Annotated in this window: 19 protein-coding genes and 2 pseudogenes; 10 read left to right on the forward strand and 11 right to left on the reverse strand. The window is 46.9% G+C overall.

All coding sequences use genetic code 11. The features are described 5' to 3' along the window. Nucleotides 1–153: 153 nt before the first annotated feature. Nucleotides 154–1,314 (reverse strand): efflux RND transporter periplasmic adaptor subunit, encoded by a 1,161-nt coding sequence (locus GRH90_RS24115; RefSeq protein ID WP_162368535.1) that lies wholly within the window; start codon nucleotides 1,312–1,314, stop codon nucleotides 154–156. A 123-nt stretch (nucleotides 1,315–1,437) separates the two neighbouring features. On the opposite strand from GRH90_RS24115, the gene GRH90_RS24120 reads away from it, so the two are divergent. After that, nucleotides 1,438–2,046: a TetR/AcrR family transcriptional regulator gene (locus GRH90_RS24120; protein ID WP_162368536.1), complete on the forward strand. Its 609-nt coding sequence runs from the start codon at nucleotides 1,438–1,440 to the stop codon at nucleotides 2,044–2,046. A 231-nt stretch (nucleotides 2,047–2,277) separates the two neighbouring features. On the opposite strand, the gene GRH90_RS24125 is transcribed toward GRH90_RS24120, so the two are convergent. Further along, nucleotides 2,278–2,889 (reverse strand): TetR/AcrR family transcriptional regulator, encoded by a 612-nt coding sequence (locus GRH90_RS24125; RefSeq protein WP_246236227.1) that lies wholly within the window; start codon nucleotides 2,887–2,889, stop codon nucleotides 2,278–2,280. Nucleotides 2,890–3,119: 230 nt separating this feature from the next. Between GRH90_RS24125 and GRH90_RS24130 the strand changes: the two genes are divergently transcribed. The 5 genes from GRH90_RS24130 (at nucleotide 3,120) to GRH90_RS24150 (ending at nucleotide 8,841) form a co-directional block, all read left to right on the forward strand. Continuing rightward, nucleotides 3,120–4,571 (forward strand): carotenoid oxygenase family protein, encoded by a 1,452-nt coding sequence (locus GRH90_RS24130; RefSeq protein WP_162368537.1) that lies wholly within the window; start codon nucleotides 3,120–3,122, stop codon nucleotides 4,569–4,571. A gap of 540 nt (nucleotides 4,572–5,111) precedes the next feature. Beyond that, a complete protein-coding gene (locus GRH90_RS24135; RefSeq protein WP_162368538.1) occupies nucleotides 5,112–6,422 on the forward strand; it encodes an MFS transporter in 1,311 nt (436 codons plus the stop codon). A gap of 73 nt (nucleotides 6,423–6,495) precedes the next feature. Then, entirely contained in the window at nucleotides 6,496–7,356 is an 861-nt protein-coding gene (gene ttdA / locus GRH90_RS24140; RefSeq protein ID WP_162368573.1) for a L(+)-tartrate dehydratase subunit alpha, read from the forward strand. After that, complete coding sequence (gene ttdB / locus GRH90_RS24145) at nucleotides 7,350–7,961, forward strand: L(+)-tartrate dehydratase subunit beta (RefSeq protein WP_312857219.1); 612 nt, start codon at nucleotides 7,350–7,352, stop codon at nucleotides 7,959–7,961. The genes ttdA and ttdB overlap by 7 nt, the downstream gene beginning before the upstream one ends. A gap of 19 nt (nucleotides 7,962–7,980) precedes the next feature. Next, complete coding sequence (locus tag GRH90_RS24150; protein ID WP_162368540.1) at nucleotides 7,981–8,841, forward strand: fumarylacetoacetate hydrolase family protein; 861 nt, start codon at nucleotides 7,981–7,983, stop codon at nucleotides 8,839–8,841. 35 nt (nucleotides 8,842–8,876) lie between these two features. Here GRH90_RS24150 and GRH90_RS24155 read toward each other — a convergent pair whose 3' ends face one another. Next, a complete protein-coding gene (locus tag GRH90_RS24155; protein WP_162368541.1) occupies nucleotides 8,877–9,791 on the reverse strand; it encodes a LysR family transcriptional regulator in 915 nt (304 codons plus the stop codon). Nucleotides 9,792–10,071: 280 nt separating this feature from the next. Here GRH90_RS24155 and GRH90_RS24160 point away from each other — a divergent pair, with 280 nt between their 5' ends. The 4 genes from GRH90_RS24160 to GRH90_RS24175 all read left to right on the forward strand — a co-directional run bounded on the left by GRH90_RS24160 (nucleotide 10,072) and on the right by GRH90_RS24175 (nucleotide 14,407). Beyond that, the gene (locus tag GRH90_RS24160) at nucleotides 10,072–11,139 is read left to right on the forward strand and encodes a tartrate dehydrogenase (protein WP_162368542.1); all 1,068 of its coding nucleotides are present in this window, start codon (nucleotides 10,072–10,074) and stop codon (nucleotides 11,137–11,139) included. A 12-nt stretch (nucleotides 11,140–11,151) separates the two neighbouring features. Continuing rightward, entirely contained in the window at nucleotides 11,152–12,423 is a 1,272-nt protein-coding gene (locus GRH90_RS24165; RefSeq protein ID WP_162368543.1) for a glycerate kinase type-2 family protein, read from the forward strand. A 435-nt stretch (nucleotides 12,424–12,858) separates the two neighbouring features. Next, entirely contained in the window at nucleotides 12,859–13,509 is a 651-nt protein-coding gene (locus GRH90_RS24170) for a TetR/AcrR family transcriptional regulator (RefSeq protein ID WP_162368544.1), read from the forward strand. A 13-nt stretch (nucleotides 13,510–13,522) separates the two neighbouring features. Continuing rightward, nucleotides 13,523–14,407, forward strand: a complete 885-nt coding sequence (locus GRH90_RS24175) for a helix-turn-helix domain-containing protein (RefSeq protein ID WP_162368545.1) — start codon at nucleotides 13,523–13,525, stop codon at nucleotides 14,405–14,407. Between the two features lie 265 nt (nucleotides 14,408–14,672). Here GRH90_RS24175 and araH read toward each other — a convergent pair whose 3' ends face one another. The 8 genes and pseudogenes from araH to GRH90_RS26565 all read right to left on the reverse strand — a co-directional run bounded on the left by araH (nucleotide 14,673) and on the right by GRH90_RS26565 (nucleotide 22,835). Then, nucleotides 14,673–15,656 carry an L-arabinose ABC transporter permease AraH gene (araH, locus tag GRH90_RS24180; protein ID WP_162368546.1) on the reverse strand — a complete coding sequence of 328 codons (984 nt, stop codon included), beginning with the start codon at nucleotides 15,654–15,656 and terminating at the stop codon, nucleotides 14,673–14,675. 18 nt (nucleotides 15,657–15,674) lie between these two features. Further along, a pseudogene (gene araG, locus GRH90_RS24185) lies at nucleotides 15,675–17,208 on the reverse strand (L-arabinose ABC transporter ATP-binding protein AraG). 686 nt (nucleotides 17,209–17,894) lie between these two features. Beyond that, nucleotides 17,895–18,743 carry a universal stress protein gene (locus GRH90_RS24190; RefSeq protein ID WP_162368547.1) on the reverse strand — a complete coding sequence of 283 codons (849 nt, stop codon included), beginning with the start codon at nucleotides 18,741–18,743 and terminating at the stop codon, nucleotides 17,895–17,897. A 197-nt stretch (nucleotides 18,744–18,940) separates the two neighbouring features. Then, a pseudogene (locus GRH90_RS24195) lies at nucleotides 18,941–19,142 on the reverse strand (Hha/YmoA family nucleoid-associated regulatory protein). Nucleotides 19,143–19,176: 34 nt separating this feature from the next. Then, nucleotides 19,177–19,809, reverse strand: coding sequence for a DUF2913 family protein (locus GRH90_RS24200; protein ID WP_162368548.1), 633 nt, complete (start codon nucleotides 19,807–19,809; stop codon nucleotides 19,177–19,179). A gap of 448 nt (nucleotides 19,810–20,257) precedes the next feature. Next, entirely contained in the window at nucleotides 20,258–21,220 is a 963-nt protein-coding gene (locus GRH90_RS24205; protein ID WP_162368549.1) for an NmrA family NAD(P)-binding protein, read from the reverse strand. Between the two features lie 66 nt (nucleotides 21,221–21,286). Then, on the reverse strand, nucleotides 21,287–22,213 hold the full coding sequence (locus GRH90_RS24210) for a helix-turn-helix domain-containing protein (protein ID WP_162368550.1): 927 nt from the start codon (nucleotides 22,211–22,213) through the stop codon (nucleotides 21,287–21,289). Beyond that, nucleotides 22,188–22,835, reverse strand: a complete 648-nt coding sequence (locus GRH90_RS26565; RefSeq protein ID WP_162368551.1) for a TetR family transcriptional regulator — start codon at nucleotides 22,833–22,835, stop codon at nucleotides 22,188–22,190. Before GRH90_RS26565 ends, GRH90_RS24210 begins: the two co-directional genes overlap by 26 nt. Nucleotides 22,836–22,856: the final 21 nt, after the last annotated feature.

A 22,856-nucleotide genomic window follows, 5' to 3' on the forward strand; every position in this document is an offset into this window, starting at 1 on the left:
GAAATGGACGATGCCGCTGAGGGACTGGCGCATGGCGATGAGCCGTTTTATTATCGAGTTCGGTGACCGCCTGGACGGTCACTTCTGAGAAAAGGCATTTACACAGAATCGTAAACAGGCTCCGGCCTGCGGATAAAAAACTGTGCCAGCATATTATTTTCCCCCAGTCCCGGATGCTATTGCCGCCGAATTGGTCTTAGCGTCAACCTCCACGGCCTTCACCAGCGTGCCGGGCTGAACCTTGTCTGTTCCCTCAACAATCAACTTATCACCACTCTGCAGGCCTTGAGTAACCAACCAGCTATTGCCAATTACCCGATCCGTTGTGACATTGCGCAGTTCCACCTTATTTTCACCATTTATTATCAAGGCGGTGGCATTACCTTTAACATCACGGGTTATCCCTTGCTGTGGGGCCAGAATGGCATTATCCATGACACCGTTGTTCACCGTCGCGCGGATATACATTCCCGGCAGCAGCTCATGTTCCGGATTGGGGAAAATCGCGCGTAAGGTGACTGAACCGGTTGATTCATCCACTGAGACTTCAGTCAGTTCCAGTCTGCCGATATGCGTATAAACCGAGCCGTCTTCGAGCCTGACGCTGACAGGGAGCATTTCACCATTCTGCTGTGTTAATGATTGCTGTTTACGCAATTTCAACAGCTGTGTACTCGACTGCGTCAGATCGACATAAATGGGGTCCAGCGCACGGATGGTTGCCAGCGCATCAGACTGACTGGCCGTCACTAATGCCCCAGGAGTTACAGAAGATATACCGATGCGCCCGGAGATTGGAGCCTTGACTTTTGTATAGTCTAGCTTGATACGAGCACTTTCCACCGCAGCCTGGTACTGTGCCACCGAAGCCACATTCTGTTGATAAGTTGCCAGCGCATCATCGGCATCTTGCCGGGACACGCCATTCTCTTTGACCAGGGCGACATAACGTTCGGCCTTTAATTTGCTGCTTTTCAACGTTGCTATAGCGTTTTTTAATTGTGCCGTTGCTTCATCGTAACTGGCCTGGTAACTAGCCGGATCAATCTGGTATAAAACCTGTCCCTCTTTAACCTCCTCCCCTTCGGTAAATAAACGCTTTTTGATAATCCCGTCAACCTGAGGCCGGACATCCGATTTCATGCTGCCGGTAATTCTGCCCGTGAGATCACTTGTCAGGGTAACTGTTTGGGCCTTTAATGTCTTAACACCGACTTCCGGTGCCCCCATGCCTCCCTGCATTCCACCTGAATGCTGATCGCAAGCTGTAACCAATATTGCCAAAACAATTAAAAAAAACCTGTGAAGAACCATTTCAACCCACCTGGTAATGAATGTTCATTCTCATGATGACATGCTATATTAGGCTCAACAATATTTTAAGAGTAAAGATTTAGAAAAGAATAATGGCAGAAATAAAGGATGAGAAGACTACCGATGGCATCAAAAACACCGACTATGACAGAGGTCTTGCGCACCCGCCAAATCATTGACGCGGCAAAAATATGCTTTAAAAATCATGGATTTCATGGCACATCCATGGCTATCTTAGCTGATTTTGCCGACCTCAGCGTGGGGCAAATATATCGTTATTTCAAGAGCAAAGAGGCATTGATAGAAGCCATCGTGAAAGAAATCGTTTACCATCGAATTGAAGTTCTTGAAGCTCGTGGATTCAATGTGGAAGAGGTTGCGCAAATGCTGGCTGAGCGTGACATGGGGAAATTTGACAGTGAATTTGCGATTGATCAAATACTTATGCTCGAAGTAACTGCCGAAGCCAGCCGCAATCTAAATATTTCCCGGATTTTTAAAGACGCAGATAGAGAATCGTGCAATAGGTTAAATATCTCATTACGAAAAAAATATCCTCATTTTACTCCGCAAGAGATAGCCGCGCGCGTTGAATTGTTCACAGTGTTGGCATCGGGTTCTGATACCCGTTTTTTGGTCGAAAAGAAATTCTCAACGGAGGAACTGCGTAAAATTTATCTCAATATTTTTAACTCAGTTTTTACTGAAAAACACTCAGAACATCCTCAATGACAGATACGTCGTTTTGAATGAGGTTATATGACATTGATAGCTTCCGTAAGCGTCAGTCGGACTTAGTATGACTGTTAACGTTGTCCCGTGATAATATCAATGGATGTCCTGATTTTATGCCCCACTATGCTTCTGCCATTTAGCATTGAAAGAAGCAAACCTCCGGGTAAAATAGAGGGGCTGATTGCATCTTGAAAAGCCCATGACAGACATCGCTTGTTCTTTACGCTGTTATTGATTGGCGTAAAGTCGAATAAATACCTGGGTAGCAGCGGCGACCGACGCTTCCAACACTGCTGCTTCTACCGGCATAGGATCCAATCCCCAGAGAACTCTCTCTACAATGCCCGCTTCGCACAATGTTTTAAAATGCAAAGATAACGTTCGCACATCACTCTGATGTATTAGCTTTCTATCCATCAGCGCGCTCATGACTTTGCCAATATGAGACAAGGTCTTTTTCGGCCCCAGCCCGTAAAACAAACGAACCAGTTCCGGGAAGCGCCCCGCTTCACCGATAATCAGGCGGTTCAGCGCCACAATATTCGGCTGGGTCACCAGTTCGAGATAGCTTATGCCCAGACGATGCAGAATAACGACAAGCTCCTGACTTTCCGTCGGCGCATCCAGCAAACGCTCCACCAGCCCTTTACCTGCTTCAACGACATAAGCCTCAAACAACGCCTCCTTGGAAGAAAAATAGCTATAGAGCGTTGCCTTGGAACTTGCCGCCGCAAGCGCAATCGATTCCATAGTGACCGCAGCAAAGCCATGATCCATAAATAATTTACCTGCGGCCATCACAAAATTTAAACGCCGTGCCTCTGTTTTTTTGCGCATCATTCTTGCCCGAATTCTTCATTTTATGAACGATATAGTACAGATATGTTGACCTTTGTTCCAGATCATGGATAAAGTATACGCATTCGTTCAGTTAATAAAAAAGACGCCAACCGAGATATGTGCTTTACCGGCAACAGCTTCATCGCGCTGTTACTTGGCTTTGGCCCGGCGCCAAGTCATCAACAACTAATCACCATTTTTGACATACCATAACAACGGAGAGCACCTGCATGAGCCTGCAATTCCCCAACACCCCTGAATTCACTGGCCTTTATCAACCAAGCCGTGTCGAAACCAGCATCATCGACCTTGAAGTAGAAGGAATGATCCCCGAAGCCATCAAAGGGACTTTTTATCAGGTCGCTCCTGACCCGCATTATCCGCCTATGCTCGGCAACGACATCTTCTTCAATGGCGACGGCATCGTCAGCGCCTTTCATTTCGAGAACGGCAATGTCAGCCTGAAACGCCGTTACGTGGAAACTGACCGTCTAAAAGCCCAGCGCCGCGAGCACCGTTCTTTAAACGGTATTTACCGCAATGCCTACACTAATGATCCGCTGGCGGCCGACAATAATACGACCGCCAACACCACCGTCATCAAGCACAATGGTGTGCTGCTGGCCATGAAAGAAGACGCGTTGCCCTGGGCCATGGATCTTGGCACGCTGGAGACGCTCGGCGAATGGGACTTCCACGGACAAATTACCTCGGCGACCTTTACCGCTCATCCGAAAGTGGATCCTGATACGGGCGCCCTGCTTTGTTTTGCCTATGAAGCCAAAGGCGAGGCCACCCCCGACATCGCCTATTTCGAAATCAGCGACGAAGGCAAGCTAATCCGGGAGATCTGGCTTCAGGCGCCGTATGCCGCCATGATCCACGACTTCGCCGTTACCCCACACTATGTGGTTTTCCCTATCATCCCGCTGACCGCTGACCTTGAACGCATGAAAAGCGGTGGACAGCATTTCCAATGGCAGCCGGACTTGCCCCAGCTGTTCGGCATTCTGCCGCGCAACGGGTCCGCGGCGGATGTACGCTGGTTTTACGGCCCGGCCAATGGCTTCCAGGGCCATACCCTTAACGCCTATGAAAAAGGCAACAAAATTTTCGTCGATATGCCGGTAACCAGCGGCAACGTCTTCTATTTTTTTCCACAAAAAGATGGCTCTGTCCCACCGCCGGAATCCCTGAAAGCGGCGCTGATGCGCTGGACGTTCGATCTAGATAGCGGCGACGCGCATGTCATCCCGAAAATCCTGACTCGCAGCCCCTTCCCTTGCGAATTCCCGCGCTGCGATGAGCGCTATAGCGGCAAACCCTACCGCTACGGCTTCACCCTCGCCTACGACCCGCAACTGCCGTTTAATAGTGCAACGTTAGGCGCGCCGCCATTCCAGTTCTTCAATCAGTTGGCGCGAATCGACGTCACGACCGGGGACTGCGAGATGTGGTATCCGGGCGACGCCCAGTGCTTTCAGGAACCGATCTTTATTCCGCGCCACGGCAAGGCTCCAGAAGGAGATGGCTGGGTGGTCTGCGTGATGAATGACCTTAGAACACGAAGCTCCGATTTGGTGATTCTCGACACGGCACACTGGACCAATGGGCCCATAGCGAGAATCATCATACCTTTCCGCTTAAGGATGTCCCTGCATGGTAACTGGTCGGGCGACTGACTTATGAGACCAGATTTATGAGGTTTGTAACTATATGAATGACGCCGGCAACAAACCGGCGTCTTGTTTAACGACACTTACCCTACTTCAATTTGTTACTCTGCATTGTATCGACAGGGCGGACGCTGGGTAGCATTGTCCCAACGCCATCGATGATAACTCAAGATTGCTCCAACGTTTATTGGCAGACCAACAGCGGATCCCCCGTCATTTAACCACCCCGTTGGATACTATACCAGCAGGTGTACTATTTGACGTTCCTCGCAAAAAAACACATTGTTCCGTGATTGGCAAAATTTCTATCGAATTTCATTGTGTGATATATCTCTCAATTTAATAATCCAAAAGTATAATTATAGTGATCAGTGATCTTTTTTATCAAAAATTTTTTCGTGAAGGGATTATTCAATATTTTTATATAATCGCCATGGGATGATATTGATTACAAGACGGCGCATATTTGTCCGTGAAACTTAGTTGCAAACTTGTGTAAGCTAGTGGGCCATGTCATTTTATTAATAAAAAATCGGACAATCATTTATGAATCAAAACATCGAGCAAATGACTTTAAAAAAAATAACATGGCGGATTGTACCTTTCGTCATGATTGTTTATTTCATCGGGTTCTTTGACAGAATAAATATCGGTTTCGCCGCACTCACCATGAACCAGGAGCTGGGTTTCTCAGACTCGGTTTTCGGTCTCGGGGCGGGACTGTTCTTTCTTGGCTATTTCATCACAGACGTACCATCCAATATTATACTACAAAAAGTTGGCCCCCGAATCTGGCTCGCTAGAATTCTCATTACCTGGGCCATAATAACAGCCTGCATGATTCATGTCGAAACCGTTAGAGGATTTTATATACTCCGATTTCTATTGGGCGTAGCGGAGGCGGGATCCTTCTCTGGAATAATTCTGTACCTTAGTACCTGGTTCCCCATCAAACGACGCGCTCAAGTTATTGCCTTTTTTATGGCCGCGGCACCCATATCCGCAATGCTTGGGTCGCCGCTGGCCGGCGCAATCCTGAGCACCAACGGCGCATTGGGGCTAAAAGGCTGGCAACTGATGTTCCTGCTATGCACCATAGCCGCAGGCCTGATGGGAATATTCACTTTCTTTTATGTAAACGATCGACCTGAAAAAAACCGCTGGTTAACCGAAAAAGAGACTAAATGGCTAATCGACACACTGGCTAGTGAGAAACAAAAAAATACTGGCACGGTAAAAACCAGTATCTGGAAAGGGTTAACCGATATCCGTGTCCTGACCTTGGCGATAGTTTATTTTGGAACGTCGGCAGGGCTTTACTCGCTGAATATATGGTCGCCACAATTTATTAAGTCCTTTGGCTTGAGTACCATGCAGATCGGCTTTGCTAACGCCATTCCATCAGCTTTAGCTGCTATCTCGATGATTTTGTGGGCAAAGCATTCTGATAAAACCAAAGAACGCACCTGGCATGTGGTCGGTGCCTGCTTGTTTGCTTGCATCGGATTTTTTCTTGCCGGCTCGGCCCATGCATTGCCATTGGCAATTGTAGCGTTGATTATGGCTAACATCGGGATTTCCTCATGTAAACCACCGCTCTGGAGCATCCCTTCACTTTTCCTATCCGGTCCTGCGGCGGCAGCGGGGCTTGCTGCGATTAACTCAATTGGCAATTTAGGCGGATTTGCTGGGCCTGCGCTTATTGGCTGGCTGAAAGAGAGTACAGGGAATTTTTCCACTGCCCTTTACTGCGTCGCCGGCATGTTGGTTGTTTCAGCATTGTTAACACTTTTGATTGAATTCAGGCGTCGGCAACAAGAAAGTAAAGCAGCGCTTATTCCCAATAAAATTAAATGAGTAATTGGAGGTCTTTGTGAGTAACCAGGAAACAGTATCAGCCCAGAATGCAGTAACAATACTAACCGATGTGATGACGCGTTTTACCGGCTATGTCGGCAAACGCCTGCCCACCGACGTTATTAAAAAATTGGAAGACCTGCGCGCCCAGGAAAACAGTCCCTTGGCGAAGGTAGTTTATGACTCAATGTTTATTAACCAGCAGCAGGCCGACAAGCTAGACCGTCCCTGCTGCCAGGATACTGGCGTTATCCAGTATTTCATTACCGCGGGAGCCAATTTCCCGTATTTGGGACAATTAGCCGACATTCTGGAACAAGCCACGCTTGAGGCGACTAAAAACGCCCCCCTACGCCATAATGCGGTTGAAACGTTTATTGAAAAAAATACCGGCACAAATACCGGCTCGCGTATTCCCTGGTTAGACTGGGACATAACGCCCGATGATGACGGTTGCACCATAGAAGTCTATATGGCCGGGGGCGGCTGCTCTCTGCCGGGAGCTGCCAAGGTGCTGATGCCCGGGCAGGGTTATGAAGGCGTCAACCAGTTCGTTTTCGACGTTATCACCTCTTATGGCATTAACGCCTGTCCGCCGCTACTGGTTGGCGTGGGTATATCCACTTCCGTCGAAACGGCCGCTCGCTTGTCCAAAAAAGCCATACTGCGCCCCGTAACTTCGCACCACACCAATGCGGATGCGGCAAAAATGGAGCAATTACTGGAAGATGGACTGAATAAAGTGGGGCTGGGGCCGCAGGGACTGGGTGGTAACTGTTCGGTTATGGGGGTCAACATCGAATCGTCGGCGCGTCACCCCTCCACCATTGGTGTAGCCGTGTCAACGGGCTGCTGGGCCCACCGCCGTGGAGCCATTCATTTTACCGCCGATCTTGCCTATGAAATCCTGTCACACGAGGGGGCCGTATTATGAAAAAAGTCTTAACCACGCCAATTAAAGATGAAGACCTGCTTTCCCTCCGAGTCGGCGATGTCGTCTACCTCACCGGTACGCTGGTCACCTGCCGTGATGTCGCGCACCGCCGGCTCATTGAACTGGGGCGTGAATTGCCGGTGGATCTGAAGGGGTTGGCCATTTTCCATGCCGGCCCCATTGTGGTTGAAAAAGATCAGGGACGGTTCGAAATGATATCCATTGGCCCAACCACCAGTATGCGTATGGAAAAATTTGAAAAGGAATTCATCGAACACACCGGCGTGAAATTGATCGTTGGCAAAGGCGGGATGGGAAAAAATACCGAAGAAGGATGCCGTCTTCATAAAGCTGTCCATGCCGTATTTCCCGGTGGATGCGCGGTATTGGCTGCCACCAGCGTGGAAGAGATAGAAGACGCGCAGTGGCGCGACCTGGGAATGCCGGAAACGCTTTGGGTCAGCCGGGTAAAAGAGTTCGGGCCGTTAATTATTTCTATCGATACTGAAGGCAATAACCTGTTTGAGGAGAATAAAAAGATCTTTAATCAGCGCAAACTGCCTGTCATAGAAGAAATTAACCAACAAATTAAATTTATTAAATAATCAAATTATAGGTCTTGGCATGAAATTATTAAGTTTCATTCATCCCCATACCGGGGAAAAAACCTGGGGACGCGTTGAGGGAGAGCGGGTTTACGATCTCGGTAAACGCTACTGTGCGTATTTTCCGGATCTTAAATCAGCCATCGCAGGCGATGCCTTGCCGGAATTAGCCCAGATGACATTGGAAAAACCCGATTTTCATCTGAATGATATTCATTTTTTACCGGTGATCGAGCAGCCCAATAAAATCTTCTGTGTCGGCATGAACTACCTGGAAAAACGAATTGAATTCGAACAAACCATTGATGCCCCTACGCTGTTCGTGCGCTTCCCTGATTCTCTCTCCGCCCACGGAGAAGGGATTTGCAAGCCTGTTTCAAGCAATGAGTTTGATTATGAAGGCGAACTCGCGGTGGTGATCGGTAAACCTGCGGACAACGTTTCGCGGGATAATGCGTTACAACATGTTGCGGGTTATAGCTGTTTTATGGACGGTTCAGTACGGGATATGCAGTATACCTGGTTCACTTCGGGCAAAAACTGGCGCAAAACCGGTGCCTTTGGCCCCTGGCTGGTAACCAGTGACGAAATAACTGATCCACAGGATCTGACCATCAATACCTGGCTGAATGGTTACCTGGTACAGAATGATTCTACCCATAATATGATCAATTCCGTTGCCTGCCTGATAGAGTACATATCACGCTTTAGTCCCCTTGCCGCGGGGGATGTAATTATTACCGGTTCGCCGGGTGGTGTGGGGAAAAAACGCACGCCACCGCTTTTTATGCAAGAAGGGGATGTGATAGAAGTCGATATCAGTAGGATTGGTCGATTGGTCAATCCCATCTCAGCATTACCCGCCAGGGCATTGCAGTAATAACAGGGCGAATATGCCGGCTTGCCGGCGTATTCCTAATAGGCCTCGGCAATCTTGGCCAGTTCGTTTTTCAAGATGACCAGCATTTTGTCCCGCGCTTCATCACGGGAGTCTTTAATCCAGACCGCGGCAATCGGCAGTTTTTTTCTGATATTTTCATACTCTTTTGCCAGTGGAATGAATTTTACATGCGGTATGGACATTCTCGACACCCACCGGGGCATGATTGCCGCCCCGAGATCCGCCGCGACCATATTAATAATCGTTTGTTTTTCATCAGCCATTTGAATTAATCGAGGTTTGAATGTGGTATGCTCAAATAGTTTCAGGGTAAGATCATGGCTATGCGGGCGGATTTTACGTTCGGGTACAATCAATGGAACATCGAGCAAATTATCAATGTGTATTTCTTTTAGCGTTGCAAGTTTATGCGTATCTGCAACGGCCAGCACAATATCTTCGTAGAATAAAAAATAGGTTTCCAATGACTCATCCATCTGTTCCATGGGCCGGATAAAAATCAGGTCAAGCCTTCCGGATTTAAGCCGCGGAAGCAATTTTGTTGTTTTATCCTCCATGATCTGGATCTCAATTCCTGGATTATTATCGCAAAATATATGCAGAATATGCGGAATTAACCCCACGGCGGCACTGTCAATGGCCCCAATACGCAAACGCCCTGCATTAATCCGGCTGATATTCTGAAAACGTTCGAGTAGTTCGTCGGAGAGTGTGACTATTCTTTGTGCTTCCTCCAAAAATATCTTGCCATGGGGAGTGAGCGAAACGTTACGCGTAGAGCGACTTAACAACCGGGTGCCGAGTTCTTCCTCCAGTAATTTGATATAGCGGCCCAATGCGGACGGCAGCATATTCATCTGTTGCGCAGCATGGCCAAAATGTAATTCTTGGGCAACAACAATGAAACAACGAAGCTGATGGAGTTCCACAATCTATCCTTTTTTCGATTATATCATATTTTTGCATAATCAGATGAAGATGATACTAACCATTTTTCATGCATAATGATAGTTATCATGTGTCAAATATTGATATCAGCTGACAATATTGTGATGGAAATAACATGATTCTGAAAAAGCAATACTCGGAGGGTTAATTATCTTGGGGGATATCTTCAGGAAAAAATATCATCAATGTGCAAAAAAAAAGTCATTAAAAAATCTGTAGCTCTTCTACATACAAATAATAAACCGATAAAGGAGTCTTGCCATGCGTAACTACAAAATCGCCGCCATTCCGGCAGACGGCATTGGTACCGAAGTGATTGCAGCGGGTGTCAGCGTGTTGGAAAGCCTGCAAAAACGCCTCGGCAACGTCAGCTTTGCCATCGAACATTTTGACTGGGGCTCGGACTATTATAAAAAACATGGCGTGATGATGCCGACCGATGGGCTGGAAACGCTGAAAAACTTCGATGCCATTTATTTTGGCGCGGTAGGCGCGCCGGATGTGCCGGACCATATCACCCTTTGGGGATTGCGTTTGCCCATTTGCCAGGGTTTCGATCAATATGCCAACGTGCGGCCCACCAAAATTCTGCCGGGTATCCAGTCTCCTCTGCGCAACGCCGGGCCAGGTGATCTCGACTGGGTGATCGTGCGTGAAAACTCAGAAGGCGAATATTCCGGCCATGGCGGCCGCGCACATCGCGGCCTGCCGGAAGAAGTGGGCACAGAAGTGGCGATTTTTACCCGCGCCGGCGTATCGCGCATCATGCGTTACGCGTTTAAACTGGCCCAATCCAGGCCGCGCAAACTTCTGACCGTCGTGACCAAATCCAATGCCCAACGACACGGCATGGTGATGTGGGATGAGATCGCCGCAGAAGTGGCGAAAGAGTTTCCTGATGTCACCTGGGATAAAATGCTGGTTGACGCCATGACCGTGCGCATGACTCTGCACCCGCAATCCCTGGACACCATAGTCGCAACGAACCTGCATGCGGATATCCTTTCCGATTTGGCGGGCTCGCTGGCGGGTAGTCTGGGCGTCGCGCCAACCGCGAATATCGATCCGCAACGCCGCTTCCCGTCCATGTTCGAACCTATCCATGGCTCGGCATTCGATATTACCGGCAAGGGCATTGCCAACCCAATAGCCAGTTTTTGGACCGCGGCGCAAATGCTTGAGCATTTAGGTGAAAAAGAAGCCGCCACATTGCTTATGTCCGCAATTGACCAGGTTTGCGCAGCCGGCATCAAGACGCCTGATGTGGGCGGCAAGGCAACTACCCTTGAAGTGACTGAAGCAGTTATCACCGCTATCATCAAGAGTTGATTAGGGGGCAAGATGGCGACATGGACTGAAAAGCAGATGCGTAGCATATTGAGGGAACTGTTCAATGCGGCGATAAAAAGCGCGGATCCGCACGCCGTGCTGTTGGATGCGTTGCCGGAAAAGCCCCGGGGAAAATGTATCGTAGTGGGCGCCGGCAAGGCTTCCGCTGCTATGGCCGCCGCCATAGAAACTGCCTGGCCAGATGTGACGTTCTCCGGTGTGGTGGTGACGCGCTATGGCCATGGTGTGCCGACGCGACAGATCCGCATTATTGAGGCCGCACATCCTGTGTCAGACTCAATGAGCGAAGTGGCCTCTCTGCTGATCCTTGAATCGGTAAAAGATCTTACTCAGGACGATATGGTCATCGCGCTGATTTCCGGCGGAGGATCGTCGCTAATGGTGCTGCCGCGCCAGGGACTGATGCTGGCCGATAAACAAGCCGTGAATAAAGCGTTACTGCATAGCGGCGCCACCATAAAAGAAATAAATGTGGTACGTAAACATCTTTCGGATATCAAAGGGGGCAGGCTGGCGCTGGCGGCACGTCCCGCCAAGATTGTCACCCTGGTTATCAGCGATGTTCCAGGTGACGATCCAGCGGATATCGCCTCCGGGCCAACGGTACCCGATAACAGCACGCCTGCAGAGGTATCGAGCATCCTTGAACGCTACCATATTGCATTGCCGCAAAATATTGCGCGCGTGGTAGCGCAGACGCGCAAAGCCGTTAGCGCAGATGATATTGATGTTGATATACGCATTATCGCCACACCGACGAAAGCGCTTCAAGCGGCATCCGCAGTAGCGCTAAGCCATGGTATTACCCCGTTTATCCTGGGGGATGCGCTGGAAGGAGAAAGTTCGCAATTGGGAATTTTCATGGCCGGCATAGCCCGTTCGGTAAAGTACCATGGCCAGCCGGTCAAAGCCCCGGTCATGCTACTTTCAGGCGGTGAAACAACGGTGACTATTGGCAATGGTATCGCGAAACGGGGAGGACGCAATACGGAATTTCTCCTTGGTTTTGCTAATGCCATAGGCGGCGAAAAGGGCATTTGGGCGATAGCAGGCGACAGCGACGGCATTGACGGCACCGAAGATGCCGCTGGCGCCCTTATCAGTCCTGATATCCTGACGCGGGCGCATGAGATAGGTCTCGACAGTAAAAAGATGCTGGCGGAGCATGATAGCTATAGCTTTTTTGCCGCATTGGATGAACTCATTAAAACCGGTCCCACGCTGACCAATGTCAATGATATCCGGGCCATTCTCATAATCTAGGCCAGCCAGGCCATCCGTCAGTGTTTCCTCAGAACGACCTGTTAATTACCTGTCGAATTTTTAAAGGTAGTGTCCATCTTTTGATCTGCATCCCTGATCCTGGACGTTTATTTACCTATACTTCCAGGCCAGGTTCAGTGCGAAACTGCAAAAATCGGATCCTGCCACAGAGCGACCACCGCGCCAAAAGCCTTTGACGTACGTCGATAAGTCCCTCCCCCTCACGCCAAGCCTTAAAATAGGCTCTATAGTCTTGACCTTCATCCATGACCTGATTTGTGACTACGGATATATTCCACCGGACTCGGGTTATGATTTGTCAAAGCCAGCATAACCATTTATTGCTTCAAAAAATAAATTAATTCATCGCTCGCTGAATATAAAGCCAGACAAGTGTTAAGATCAGCAAAACCTGTTTTCACGAAAAGGGCTGAAATGACTAACACAGCCGAAAAATCTCGTCGGCGAAGGGGTAGACCGTTTAAAACACAAGCCCCCAAGTCCGATGTGATTTTGGAAAGCGCGCTGCATATCTTCTCCAGACATGGCTTCGAAGGTTCGAGCCTGCGCCAGATTGCGTCAATGGCGGATGTTGATGTTGCATTGCTTTCTTATAGTTTCAGATCGAAGCTTGGCTTGTGGCAGGCGGTCATTGACCATATTTCTGCTCAGGTTGTTCCCGTGATATTTACTATGGTTCAGAACAATAGTGGTGCCCGAACGGGGAGCGAGACTTTTCGTCATGTGATGGAGCAGCTTATTGATCTGATCTGTGATACACCAATTATGGCCAAATTTATGGTTAAGGAAATAGCACAAAATAATGCGCGGTCCGAATATGTTTACGAGCGTTTGATCAAACCGCTCCATAATATGCTGTTGCCCATTGTTAAAAAAGCGCGTGATTCTGGAGACATCGGAGACACCGATCCTGAACTGTTTTTCTTTATGTTCACGGGTTCGCTCGCGATGATGGCGGCGGCCCAGCTATTTATCGTTCGCTTTTCACCGGCTGCCGCTCAGGAAGAATCATTCCGCTGGGAGCTAAAGCGCACAATATTCGGAAAAATAGCGTGGGAAATTTAACGTGGGAGAAATCATGGCCGCCCCTCAATCAAATATTATAAACGCCTTACTCGATTGGTTAGAAGATAATCTGGATCAGCCCTTATCACTTGACGATGTAGCGGCGAAGGCGGGTTTTTCCAAATGGTATCTGCAGCGCATGTTTAAATACGCCACCGGACATAACCTAGGCGCCTATACCCGAGCGCGGCGATTATCCATGGCCGCCCTGGCATTACGCGTAACAAGTCGACCCATTCAAGATATCGGAACTCTCTATCATTTCGAATCACAACCAATCTTCGGCCGTGCCTTTAAACGGCAATTTGCACAATCGCCAGGATCCTACCGCTGCGCTCCGGACTGGCCTTTGTCAAGGTTTTGTCCGCCAATACGCCTAGGCGCTGCCAGTTTACCAAAACCCGATTTCATCATCATGCCCGAAATACACTTGGTCGGCGTAACTAAATGTTATTCCTGTACATTGGAACAAATTGACGATTTTTTCCATCACGACGTAAGACCGCATATATGGCATAAGTATCTTGATAAGGCAACAACGCTCCCATCGGTACTTTATGGACTCAATTGCCTGGTACCAGGCGAAAAAAAACGTAAAGGAGAACGGGATATGATCTTTCAATACACGACAGCAAAGGAACCTGATTTTCTGCCGGACTATTTCCCGAAAGGGCAATCTGTTGTAATCAAAAGGGGAATCTATGCACAATTTACTTATAACGGGACTGCCGAGGGTCTACAGGATTTTATTATTCTTATCTATGGTACGGCTATGTCGAACCTGGGTTTAACACGCCGTCAGGGGCAAGATATCGAGATCTTCTACCCCCAACCTAAACAACACCCCCTGGGTAATTATGTATTTCATTGTAAATATCTTATTCCGATTCGGCACTAAACTGCGTTACTGCCATTTTATTCCTTCCAAATCAGCCGTTTCGGTCGCCATGATTATATAGAATCATTTTTCATATAATAACGTGAGTTTCATCAGCATGATGAGATATGACATTCCGTACTGGGTATAATAAGTACAATTATCATTTTTATGCCAAGTCAATGGCCCATATTCATATCAAGGCACACCATATATTTAATAATAAGTGTATAATAAGTCAAGTCTACCAAGGGGGTAATATCCCTCTTGGTAGCATTATCATAGGCTAAATAGTACATTGATCTGCTTGTTTATAACGGTCAAAAATGACAGCTGCCAGCAAAATAATTCCTCGCACCACGTATTGGGTAAAGGGGGAAATATTAAGCAGGTTCATGGCATTTTCTATGGTGCCTAAAATCAGCACTCCGGCGACTACGTATGATATTTTACCTACCCCGCCCTTCATCGACACCCCGCCAAGCACGCACGCGGAAATAACGGTCATTTCAAAACCAATGGAGGTCATCGGCTGACCGCTGGTCATTCGCGAAGCCAGAATAATGCCGCCGATGGCCGAGACCAAACCGGAAAGTACAAAAATAATCACTTTTGTGCGGACTACCGGAACGCCGGATAACCGCGCGGCTTCTTCATTACCACCAAGTGCGAGCGTATTACGGCCAAATGTGGTCTTGTTCAGCAGGAAACCAAATACCGCCATACAAATGATGGTTAGCCAAATAGGCACTGGTAAGCCAAGCCAGTTGGCAGAACCCAGAATAAAGAAAGATTCTTTTGCAACCCCAACCGCTTTACCATCAGAAAAAATATAGGCCAGTCCGCGTACAATTTGCATGGTGGCTAACGTGGTGATCAACGCATTAATTCTCAGCCGTGCAATCACCAGACCATTAATCAGACCGCAAATAACTCCGACCATCAGCCCGGCCAAAATTCCTACAAACAAGCTGTCCGTTTTATTAATGATCACTGCAGTAGTGACCCCGGCACAGGCAATAACCGAGGCTATGGACAAATCGAAATCTCCGGAGGCCAGGCAGAACAGCATACCGCACGCTATAATACCGGACATGGACATTGCCAGTCCCAGCCCTTTCATATTGATATAAGAGGCAAAATTGGGTACAAAAATAGAGCAGGCAACAAATAAAACGGCAAAAACGACCAGCATTCCGTAAGCATCCCAGATTCGGGTCAACCCAATATTATGCTTAGATTTAATTGATGGTAAAGAAGGAAGCAACATTTTATTTTTCCTCTATAATCACATCACCTCAGTGGTGATTTCATGGTTGTTGGTGGCTGTATTCAGCATGGCTAGACACAATACTTTTACCTCTGTGGCTTCGTCATGTGTAAGCTGGCCAGATATTGCCCCTTCACGCATCACGACGATACGATCCGCCAAACCCAATACTTCCGGTAAATCACTGGAGGCAAACAAAACAGCAATACCTCGTTCAGCCAATGAATAAATAATGTTGTAGATTTCATGTTTGGCGCCCACATCAATACCGCGAGTTGGCTCATCCAATAAAATGACTTTCATATCCTCCGATAGCCAGCGCCCTAGAATGACTTTCTGCTGATTGCCACCGGACAGATTCATCACCAGTTGTTCAGTGCTAGGTGTTCTAATATTCAATGCCAGGATATGTTGACGCGCATTACTCTCTTCCCAAGAGTCATTAATCAAACAGCCCGCGTTAATGTTTTTTCTCCGGGCGCTGATATTGATGTTATCCCTCACCGAATGAACCGCAATTACACCATCCGCCCGGCGATCTTCAGGGCATAGCATTATTCCGTGATGGATAGCATCAATGGGTGAACGAATAGTTATCGGCTGGTTATCGAGCAAAACTCTGCCGCTGGTAATGCGGGTCCCACCAAATAGAGCTTTCATCAGTTCACTGCGCCCGGCCCCCACCAGACCGAATAGCCCGACAATCTCCCCTTGCCGCACACTCATGTTAATATGAGTTTTCACGTCTGGGGCTTGGACAGCATCAAGCTGTAGGCGAACGGCTCCCAAAGGCCGGGGCTGATAGTGATAGATGTCGCCTAAATGCCTACCCACCATCGCTTGTACCAGTTTATCATTATTCACTTGCGTTATATCGTCAAAGGTGCAAGCGTAACGACCATCCTTGAAAACTGTTATTGCATCACACAACGTGAATACTTCCTCCATGCGGTGGGATACATACAAGATGGTACACCCCTTTGCTCGTAGCTCTCTGATAACGCCAAATAATTGGTCAATTTCACGTACAGATAGCGAGCTGGTAGGTTCATCAAATGCAATAATTTTTGCATTGCGGGCCAAGGCCTTGGCGATCTCCACCATCTGCCACTGTCCAATGGAAAGGTGCTTTAAGGGGGTTTCGGGGTCAATATCCAATCCAAGATGGGTAAGCTGGCTCTTTGTCTGACGATTGAGAGCAGCGCGGCTAATAAGCCCATGAGTGTTCGGTAATTGACCAATATAAATATTTTCCGCCACTGTCATCTCAGGTATCAAAATGCAATTCCTGATAAATAATAGCGACACCGGCAGCAATGGCATCGGCGGTGTTAACAAAGTGTACTGGCTGCCCATTGATAATGATCTCACCTTTGGATGGTAACTCATCTCCGCTGAGTATTTTGAGCAGTGTTGATTTGCCTGCTCCGTTTTCCCCCATCAGCGCGTGAATTTGTCCAGCTCTACAGACAAAACTAATATCCTGCAAAGCTTTTACCCCGGGAAACCGCTTCTCTATCCGATTGAACTCGAGATAAGAATGAGTTGTCATAAGTTTCACCTCGCCATAATTTTTTATAAATTTTTCAGTGCTATGCCCGTAATTTACTTTGTATCCCTTCCTACGAAAATTGGATTCATCAGTAGTCATTTAACTTTTTCATGCAGAATCCATACTATATAACTATGCATTTTTTTATTTGAAACCTCCTTTGGTCATCTCAATGCGGCTCGTAATTATGAGTAGTGAGTTTAATTTAACATGGCCGCCCTGGGCCATGAGCCCTATCACATTCGAAGATTATAGCCAGTATGTTTATATCTTTAGCTAATTTGACACTCAAATTATCGAATATCTTTCCACAATACTTTTAGTCATTAATCTGAATCAGAAGAAGGAAAGTAAATTTTGATTCAGGATGTTTATTGGATGAGAAGCCCATCACCAACGAGAGGATGTACCTCTATAAAGTTCTAATCGCTGTTTGAAGAGATCGTGGTATTCGCCAAGAATCTCTGTCTTGATCGTAACTACATCGATTGTTTTTTAACGCTCCATGAAGACAACTGTGGACGCTATGATGGTACACTCGCGTGACTATATTGAGCGATTATCAGTTCAGGGTCTGCCAGGTTGCTCCCCCAGTTTGGCCTATATGGATCATCTCTTAATATCAATGAGCATAAAGAGATAATGAGCAGTGATAAGATAAATATATTATTCAGAAATTATTTCGCCTAATGCACAATCAACAAGGGAACACTCATTGACTTTAAGATCGATCGCGTCACGCCCCCGAAGATAATTTCGCTCGACCGACTGTGACTGTAAGCCCCTAGGACAATGAAATCTATATTATGCTCTTCCGCATACTCCATGATCACGGTGGCTATGGAACGACCTTGTGATAATAGTGAGTCGAGGGTGACCTTTACGCCATGCCTGCTGATATAAAGTAATAAATCCGTATCGAGAGAGTCGCCATGAGGTGCACTTTTTCCCGGATCGACTTCAACAACTGACACCGCCTGAGCCTCGATCATAAAAGGCATGGAATCTGTTATAGCCCGGCGCGACTCACGGCTACCATTCCAACCGAGCAGTATCCGTGCGCCGATCTCCCCTGATTGACACTGCCATCCATTGGGTACTAGAAGAAACGGTACGCCGATAGCGAGTAATATCGTCTCAGCCGACCAGTTTTTCGGCAGTCCATTAGTACCTGGGTTACCTGCGATGATCAAGTCCGCATATAATAAAATTGGTCTTAACCTCTGGTCGGCATCGCTGTCTTTGATAATGTGAAATTTGGCGCTGATTTTTTCATTATCGATGGCGGTGTTAAAAATTTCCATGGCCTTTTTTGAGGTCTCATGCTCTTGGTCGCGATGAAATTTTGTCACCGCTGTGATTGCCTCGCTGCCAATAGCAAAGGACTCAGACGGACTAGCTCCCCAATGTGTTGGGGCGATATAAATTCCGGTAAGATGAGCATCATGTCGGTGTGCGATTTTTACTGCATAATCAATTCGTGCCTGGCTATTTGGCGATATATCAATGAATACCACAATTGTCTTTAGTCGCATAAGTGAAGGCCTTTATCAACGTCGTATTGAATTTAAGAGGCTAAACCACAAGACAGTCTCAATCTAATGTGCTTGAATGTTAATTCACTAAAAAACAACTCTATATAATCAATACATATAAATAAACCAACTCACGATAATTATACAGCATTTGATTACATTCAACTTATGTATTAAATTGAATATTGTATTTTCAATCATCTGATATACCGCCATACCGGGGCCGATACCTTATCGCCTACCCATGGTAAATTCTACGAGTCGATGATCTGCTGCGCTATTAAATATTTCAATATTATCATCAGTGAGTCCATGTTTATTTTTATCAAAAATTCGCTCCATACTATCGATATTTCGGCATCTACGTAGTAGCATTAGCCAATCTTTTGTTGTAGCCATAATAGGATACCTGCATTCGTTGCCATATTAGAACTTAGATTATTTTCTCATCCATAGGTGATGTATTAATAACAAGAAGGTGATAAGGGCCTGTTTTATTAACATCACTGTAATAAAAATTTCGTTCTTCAAATAGTTTCGCGACTTTTTTCACTTCCCCGAGCAAACACAATTGAAGAACAGCAATTTGCGTGCCATTAGCATCAAATACTTTATCCATTGCCCCTTGTTCAATAAACAGAACATTCTTTTTTGAAGTCGGAGGCAAACAAATCTGCCAAGGTGCCGCCCAGTCTTTTGGAGATAGGCTAAAATCCTGCCACCCTAACGAACGCAATGATTCAATCACGCAATTGAACCGGGTCTGGTCTGTAGGTTCACCTAATGGACTCATACCGACGATATAAATAGCGCGAAGTTGTTGAATTAGATTCGCTCTAATGCCCAATCGCCTAGCATAGGCAATGAGTAGTGATATATCCATTGCAATCGATTTTGGAAAACGTTTCTGTTTTTGCGCGGTGGCCATCCAACTTAACAAAAAGAGATGTTCGTCAAGCTGGGAGCAGATCCTTCCCTCCCCAAAAGCAAGTCTAACAGCCACCTGCGCACACCACGAAAAGTGAGCTAGCTCTAAAAGAGTGTTACCTGGAGCAACCATTGCCATGTTCTCCATTGTAAATTCAGTCAATATTATCTTACTTAATATGGATATTTAGATTGTGCTTTAAGTGCCCTTGCGGTAGAATTTTTTTAAGTTATGATAGCAACCGCACCGGTCATTCGCCGGGCATTTTAGTAACGTATCCTATAATAGACTGACCTGCCGGTAGATAGGAAAGCTGACCTGAGCCTTCAACTAAACGCCTTCTCATATTGTCGATTATATGCTCACAATAAGGTCTCAAATGAAACCACCCAATCAAATTCTCTATTAAACGTATGTTGGACTTACGTATTTCAAAGAAGTCCTCGTGAATTTTACGCAAATTTGTTCAACAACGCGCACAAGCTCCCATAAACCCCCGGTCTGCCCTCACTGAGCAAACCGGTATTGTTAATAATGACAAATTCAGATGGCGAGCCTGCATTCTACTCATCTTCTCGACTGCAGGTTACAGAATATCTTTCCAATGGGTAATTCTCTTTTCCCAGATATAGCTGTATTTATGAAGCAGTTCACGCGGGGTGAACGGCTGTTTACCGGTGAGACTGAAAACATCATCGGACCTTACATCCATCAGCCCTTCGGCGATGCTTGCTTCATTGGTGACCATATCATTACCACACCAGGGAACCGGTGATTTGGAGAAATCCTGCTCGGTATCGCGCGGAATATTAATGGAATCGAGATAGTCGAAAAACGCATCCTTCTCTACAGGGCAGTATTCAATATTGATGCCAGAAACATCACTAACCAATTGACAGAGGTCGCGTTGCGATACCGATTCAATACCGGTAATATTGTAAGCGCGGTTCTTTTCACCAGCGCCCAACAATAACGCTGCGCCAACCAGGGCGCTATCGTCCTTAGCGATATAAGTGGCCTTGCCCTCGCCAGCCGTCGTATACCATTTATTCCCCGATAGCAGGGCCAGCATCACCGAAGTGGTAAGATAATTTTCCAGATAGAGATTATTGCGCATGACATTGAAATCCAAACCGCAGTCCCGCAGGTATAGTTCCGTCGCCGTGTGATCGGGCGTTACATAGACATGCGCGTAGGCCGGATCCGTTGCGCCGAGAAAAGAGGTATAGGTGAGATGTTCAATCCCCGCTTCCACGGCGGCGCTTATCACGTTTTTGTGCTGCCTTATCCGTTTTTCGCCTATCAGCACCCCCGAGACCATGAACAACCGGCTGCCACCTGTAAATGATTGTCTCATTTGTTCCGGGTCTTCATAATTGGCTGGCCGCAATTCTATACCCAAACGCGCCCAACGAGAGCTTATTACAACAGGGATCCTTTCTGGGAAAGGACAAGTGAATATTAACTCTCCGGGGTATACATTACCTATCATAATTTCAGCAACTCGGCCACCCAGTTTTCCGTCCACTCCCGTAACTATATATTTCATGCTCTTCTCCTAAAAAGTTAGAATAAAATTATACATATAAACTGTTTTAACATGGATTTGATCCTTCTATAATGCCCGCCCCATCTTTTCAAATCCATCTCTGAGTCGCACATCAACAGCACTGGCGTTTGCACATGGAATGAAATAACTGCAATTGAGAAAGCTCGTGCGCCACGAAGATTTCCCCCGTTCCCAAAAGTAATATTGCTCAATATCTGAACCTTTACGGCGCATTACCCCCAATCTGGGGAGATGATGCTGATTTACAGCGATAATAAACGGTTGGAATCCTTCCGTCGTGCCTGCGTAATCGAATCGAATATAATCTCCTCCCTCCAGCTTAACTGCGGTTCTTTTTTTTCCACTGGAAAGATGTATTGGAGTCTCTACCGCTGTGATATAGGTTATATTGAGCATGTTAGTCATCCTCTTATCAGGACCGAGTTCACTTAGCCCGTAGATGCACCAGGGAAAATCGGTAACGTGTTTAAAGTGACGAAACCAAAAATCATTTCGAATTTCCATATCGAACTGGTCAATATTCTCCGGCAGGCAGCGATAGCAATGGGTTACTCCCTCAAGCAACCGGTGGGGTAGTGAAACAACGGCAGGTTGCAGAACGGGGTAGATGTTTTTCAGGCATGGCGGATAAAGTAATGAGCAGTCCCACTCATCGCAGTTACGATATGCCTCCGGTGACTGTCGGAAATAATGGTTGAAGGCACGTATAAAAGTCCTTTGAGAATTGAAATTATATTTTTGTGCGATATCTAAAATCGGCGTGAATGTCATCCGTAATTCAAGTGCTGCCATGGACAGCTTGCGGCGTCGGATATACGAGCTTAGCCCGCATCCTGTGATATCTTTAAATAAGCGCTGTAAATACCATTTAGAGTAACCCGATTTAACGGCAACCATGTCTATTGAAAGACGTATATTCAGGCGAGCCTCTATCCATTTTACAAGATCAAAAATCACGTCGTAGACATTCATTACATGCCTCCGTATTTCCATGGGCTATATCGAATATTAAATTTAGTGCTGTTAACCCCTCCTTTACCATCCAACTGTTCGCTGGCATAAAAATGCACGTTCTTAGCGCGCCGGTGAATACGAAAAAGGCCAGGCAAGCCAGCGTCTCCATCGGAATGCCAGTCTTGATTTCACCCCGCGCTTTTCCAGCATCGAAGGCGCAGAGCAGTAACAGGAGCAATTTTTCCGCGCCATCCTTTCCCATAGCAAATTCATTGCTTATCTCTTCGGGGCATTCGCCGCGAAAAAGTACAACCTCAATCACGTTTCTAAGATGCCTATCACTCTGTAGATCTTCTAAGCTCCGCTGGAGGAATTTGTGTACAGCTGCTATCGGTTCGGCATTCCGAGTCTTTGTTTGGAGTTCGGCGTAAAACAAAATATGGGCTCGTTCAACGACTTTCCTTAACAATTCGTATTTTTCACCGAAGTGCCAGTAAATCGCTCCGCGGGTACAACCGGCCCGCGCCGCTACCATCGCCAGTGTTGTGTGCGCCACACCAACATCGCGAAAACAAAGTTCCGCCGCATCCAGAATCTGTTCGCGGGTCTCTTGTGCCTCGGCCTTTGTTCGTCTTGCCACTTGTTCGCCTCCTTATCATTC

The organism is Acerihabitans arboris (genome assembly GCF_010131535.1).
Classification (GTDB): domain Bacteria; phylum Pseudomonadota; class Gammaproteobacteria; order Enterobacterales; family Enterobacteriaceae; genus Acerihabitans; species Acerihabitans arboris.

Bases quoted from the DNA above. Each gene is read 5' to 3' on its own strand.
- GRH90_RS24135 (WP_162368538.1), top strand. From the start codon at position 5,112: ATGAATCAAAACATCGAGCAAATGACTTTAAAAAAAATAACATGGCGG.
- GRH90_RS24165 (WP_162368543.1), top strand. From the start codon at position 11,152: ATGGCGACATGGACTGAAAAGCAGATGCGTAGCATATTGAGGGAACTG.
- ttdA (WP_162368573.1), top strand. From the start codon at position 6,496: ATGACGCGTTTTACCGGCTATGTCGGCAAACGCCTGCCCACCGACGTT.
- GRH90_RS24200 (WP_162368548.1), bottom strand. From the start codon at position 19,809: ATGGCAATGGTTGCTCCAGGTAACACTCTTTTAGAGCTAGCTCACTTT.
- GRH90_RS24160 (WP_162368542.1), top strand. From the start codon at position 10,072: ATGCGTAACTACAAAATCGCCGCCATTCCGGCAGACGGCATTGGTACC.
- GRH90_RS24210 (WP_162368550.1), bottom strand. From the start codon at position 22,213: ATGAATGTCTACGACGTGATTTTTGATCTTGTAAAATGGATAGAGGCT.
- GRH90_RS24150 (WP_162368540.1), top strand. From the start codon at position 7,981: ATGAAATTATTAAGTTTCATTCATCCCCATACCGGGGAAAAAACCTGG.
- araH (WP_162368546.1), bottom strand. From the start codon at position 15,656: ATGTTGCTTCCTTCTTTACCATCAATTAAATCTAAGCATAATATTGGG.
- GRH90_RS24130 (WP_162368537.1), top strand. From the start codon at position 3,120: ATGAGCCTGCAATTCCCCAACACCCCTGAATTCACTGGCCTTTATCAA.
- GRH90_RS24120 (WP_162368536.1), top strand. From the start codon at position 1,438: ATGGCATCAAAAACACCGACTATGACAGAGGTCTTGCGCACCCGCCAA.
- GRH90_RS24205 (WP_162368549.1), bottom strand. From the start codon at position 21,220: ATGAAATATATAGTTACGGGAGTGGACGGAAAACTGGGTGGCCGAGTT.
- GRH90_RS24115 (WP_162368535.1), bottom strand. From the start codon at position 1,314: ATGGTTCTTCACAGGTTTTTTTTAATTGTTTTGGCAATATTGGTTACA.
- GRH90_RS24170 (WP_162368544.1), top strand. From the start codon at position 12,859: ATGACTAACACAGCCGAAAAATCTCGTCGGCGAAGGGGTAGACCGTTT.
- GRH90_RS24190 (WP_162368547.1), bottom strand. From the start codon at position 18,743: ATGCGACTAAAGACAATTGTGGTATTCATTGATATATCGCCAAATAGC.
- GRH90_RS24175 (WP_162368545.1), top strand. From the start codon at position 13,523: ATGGCCGCCCCTCAATCAAATATTATAAACGCCTTACTCGATTGGTTA.
- GRH90_RS24125 (WP_246236227.1), bottom strand. From the start codon at position 2,889: ATGATGCGCAAAAAAACAGAGGCACGGCGTTTAAATTTTGTGATGGCC.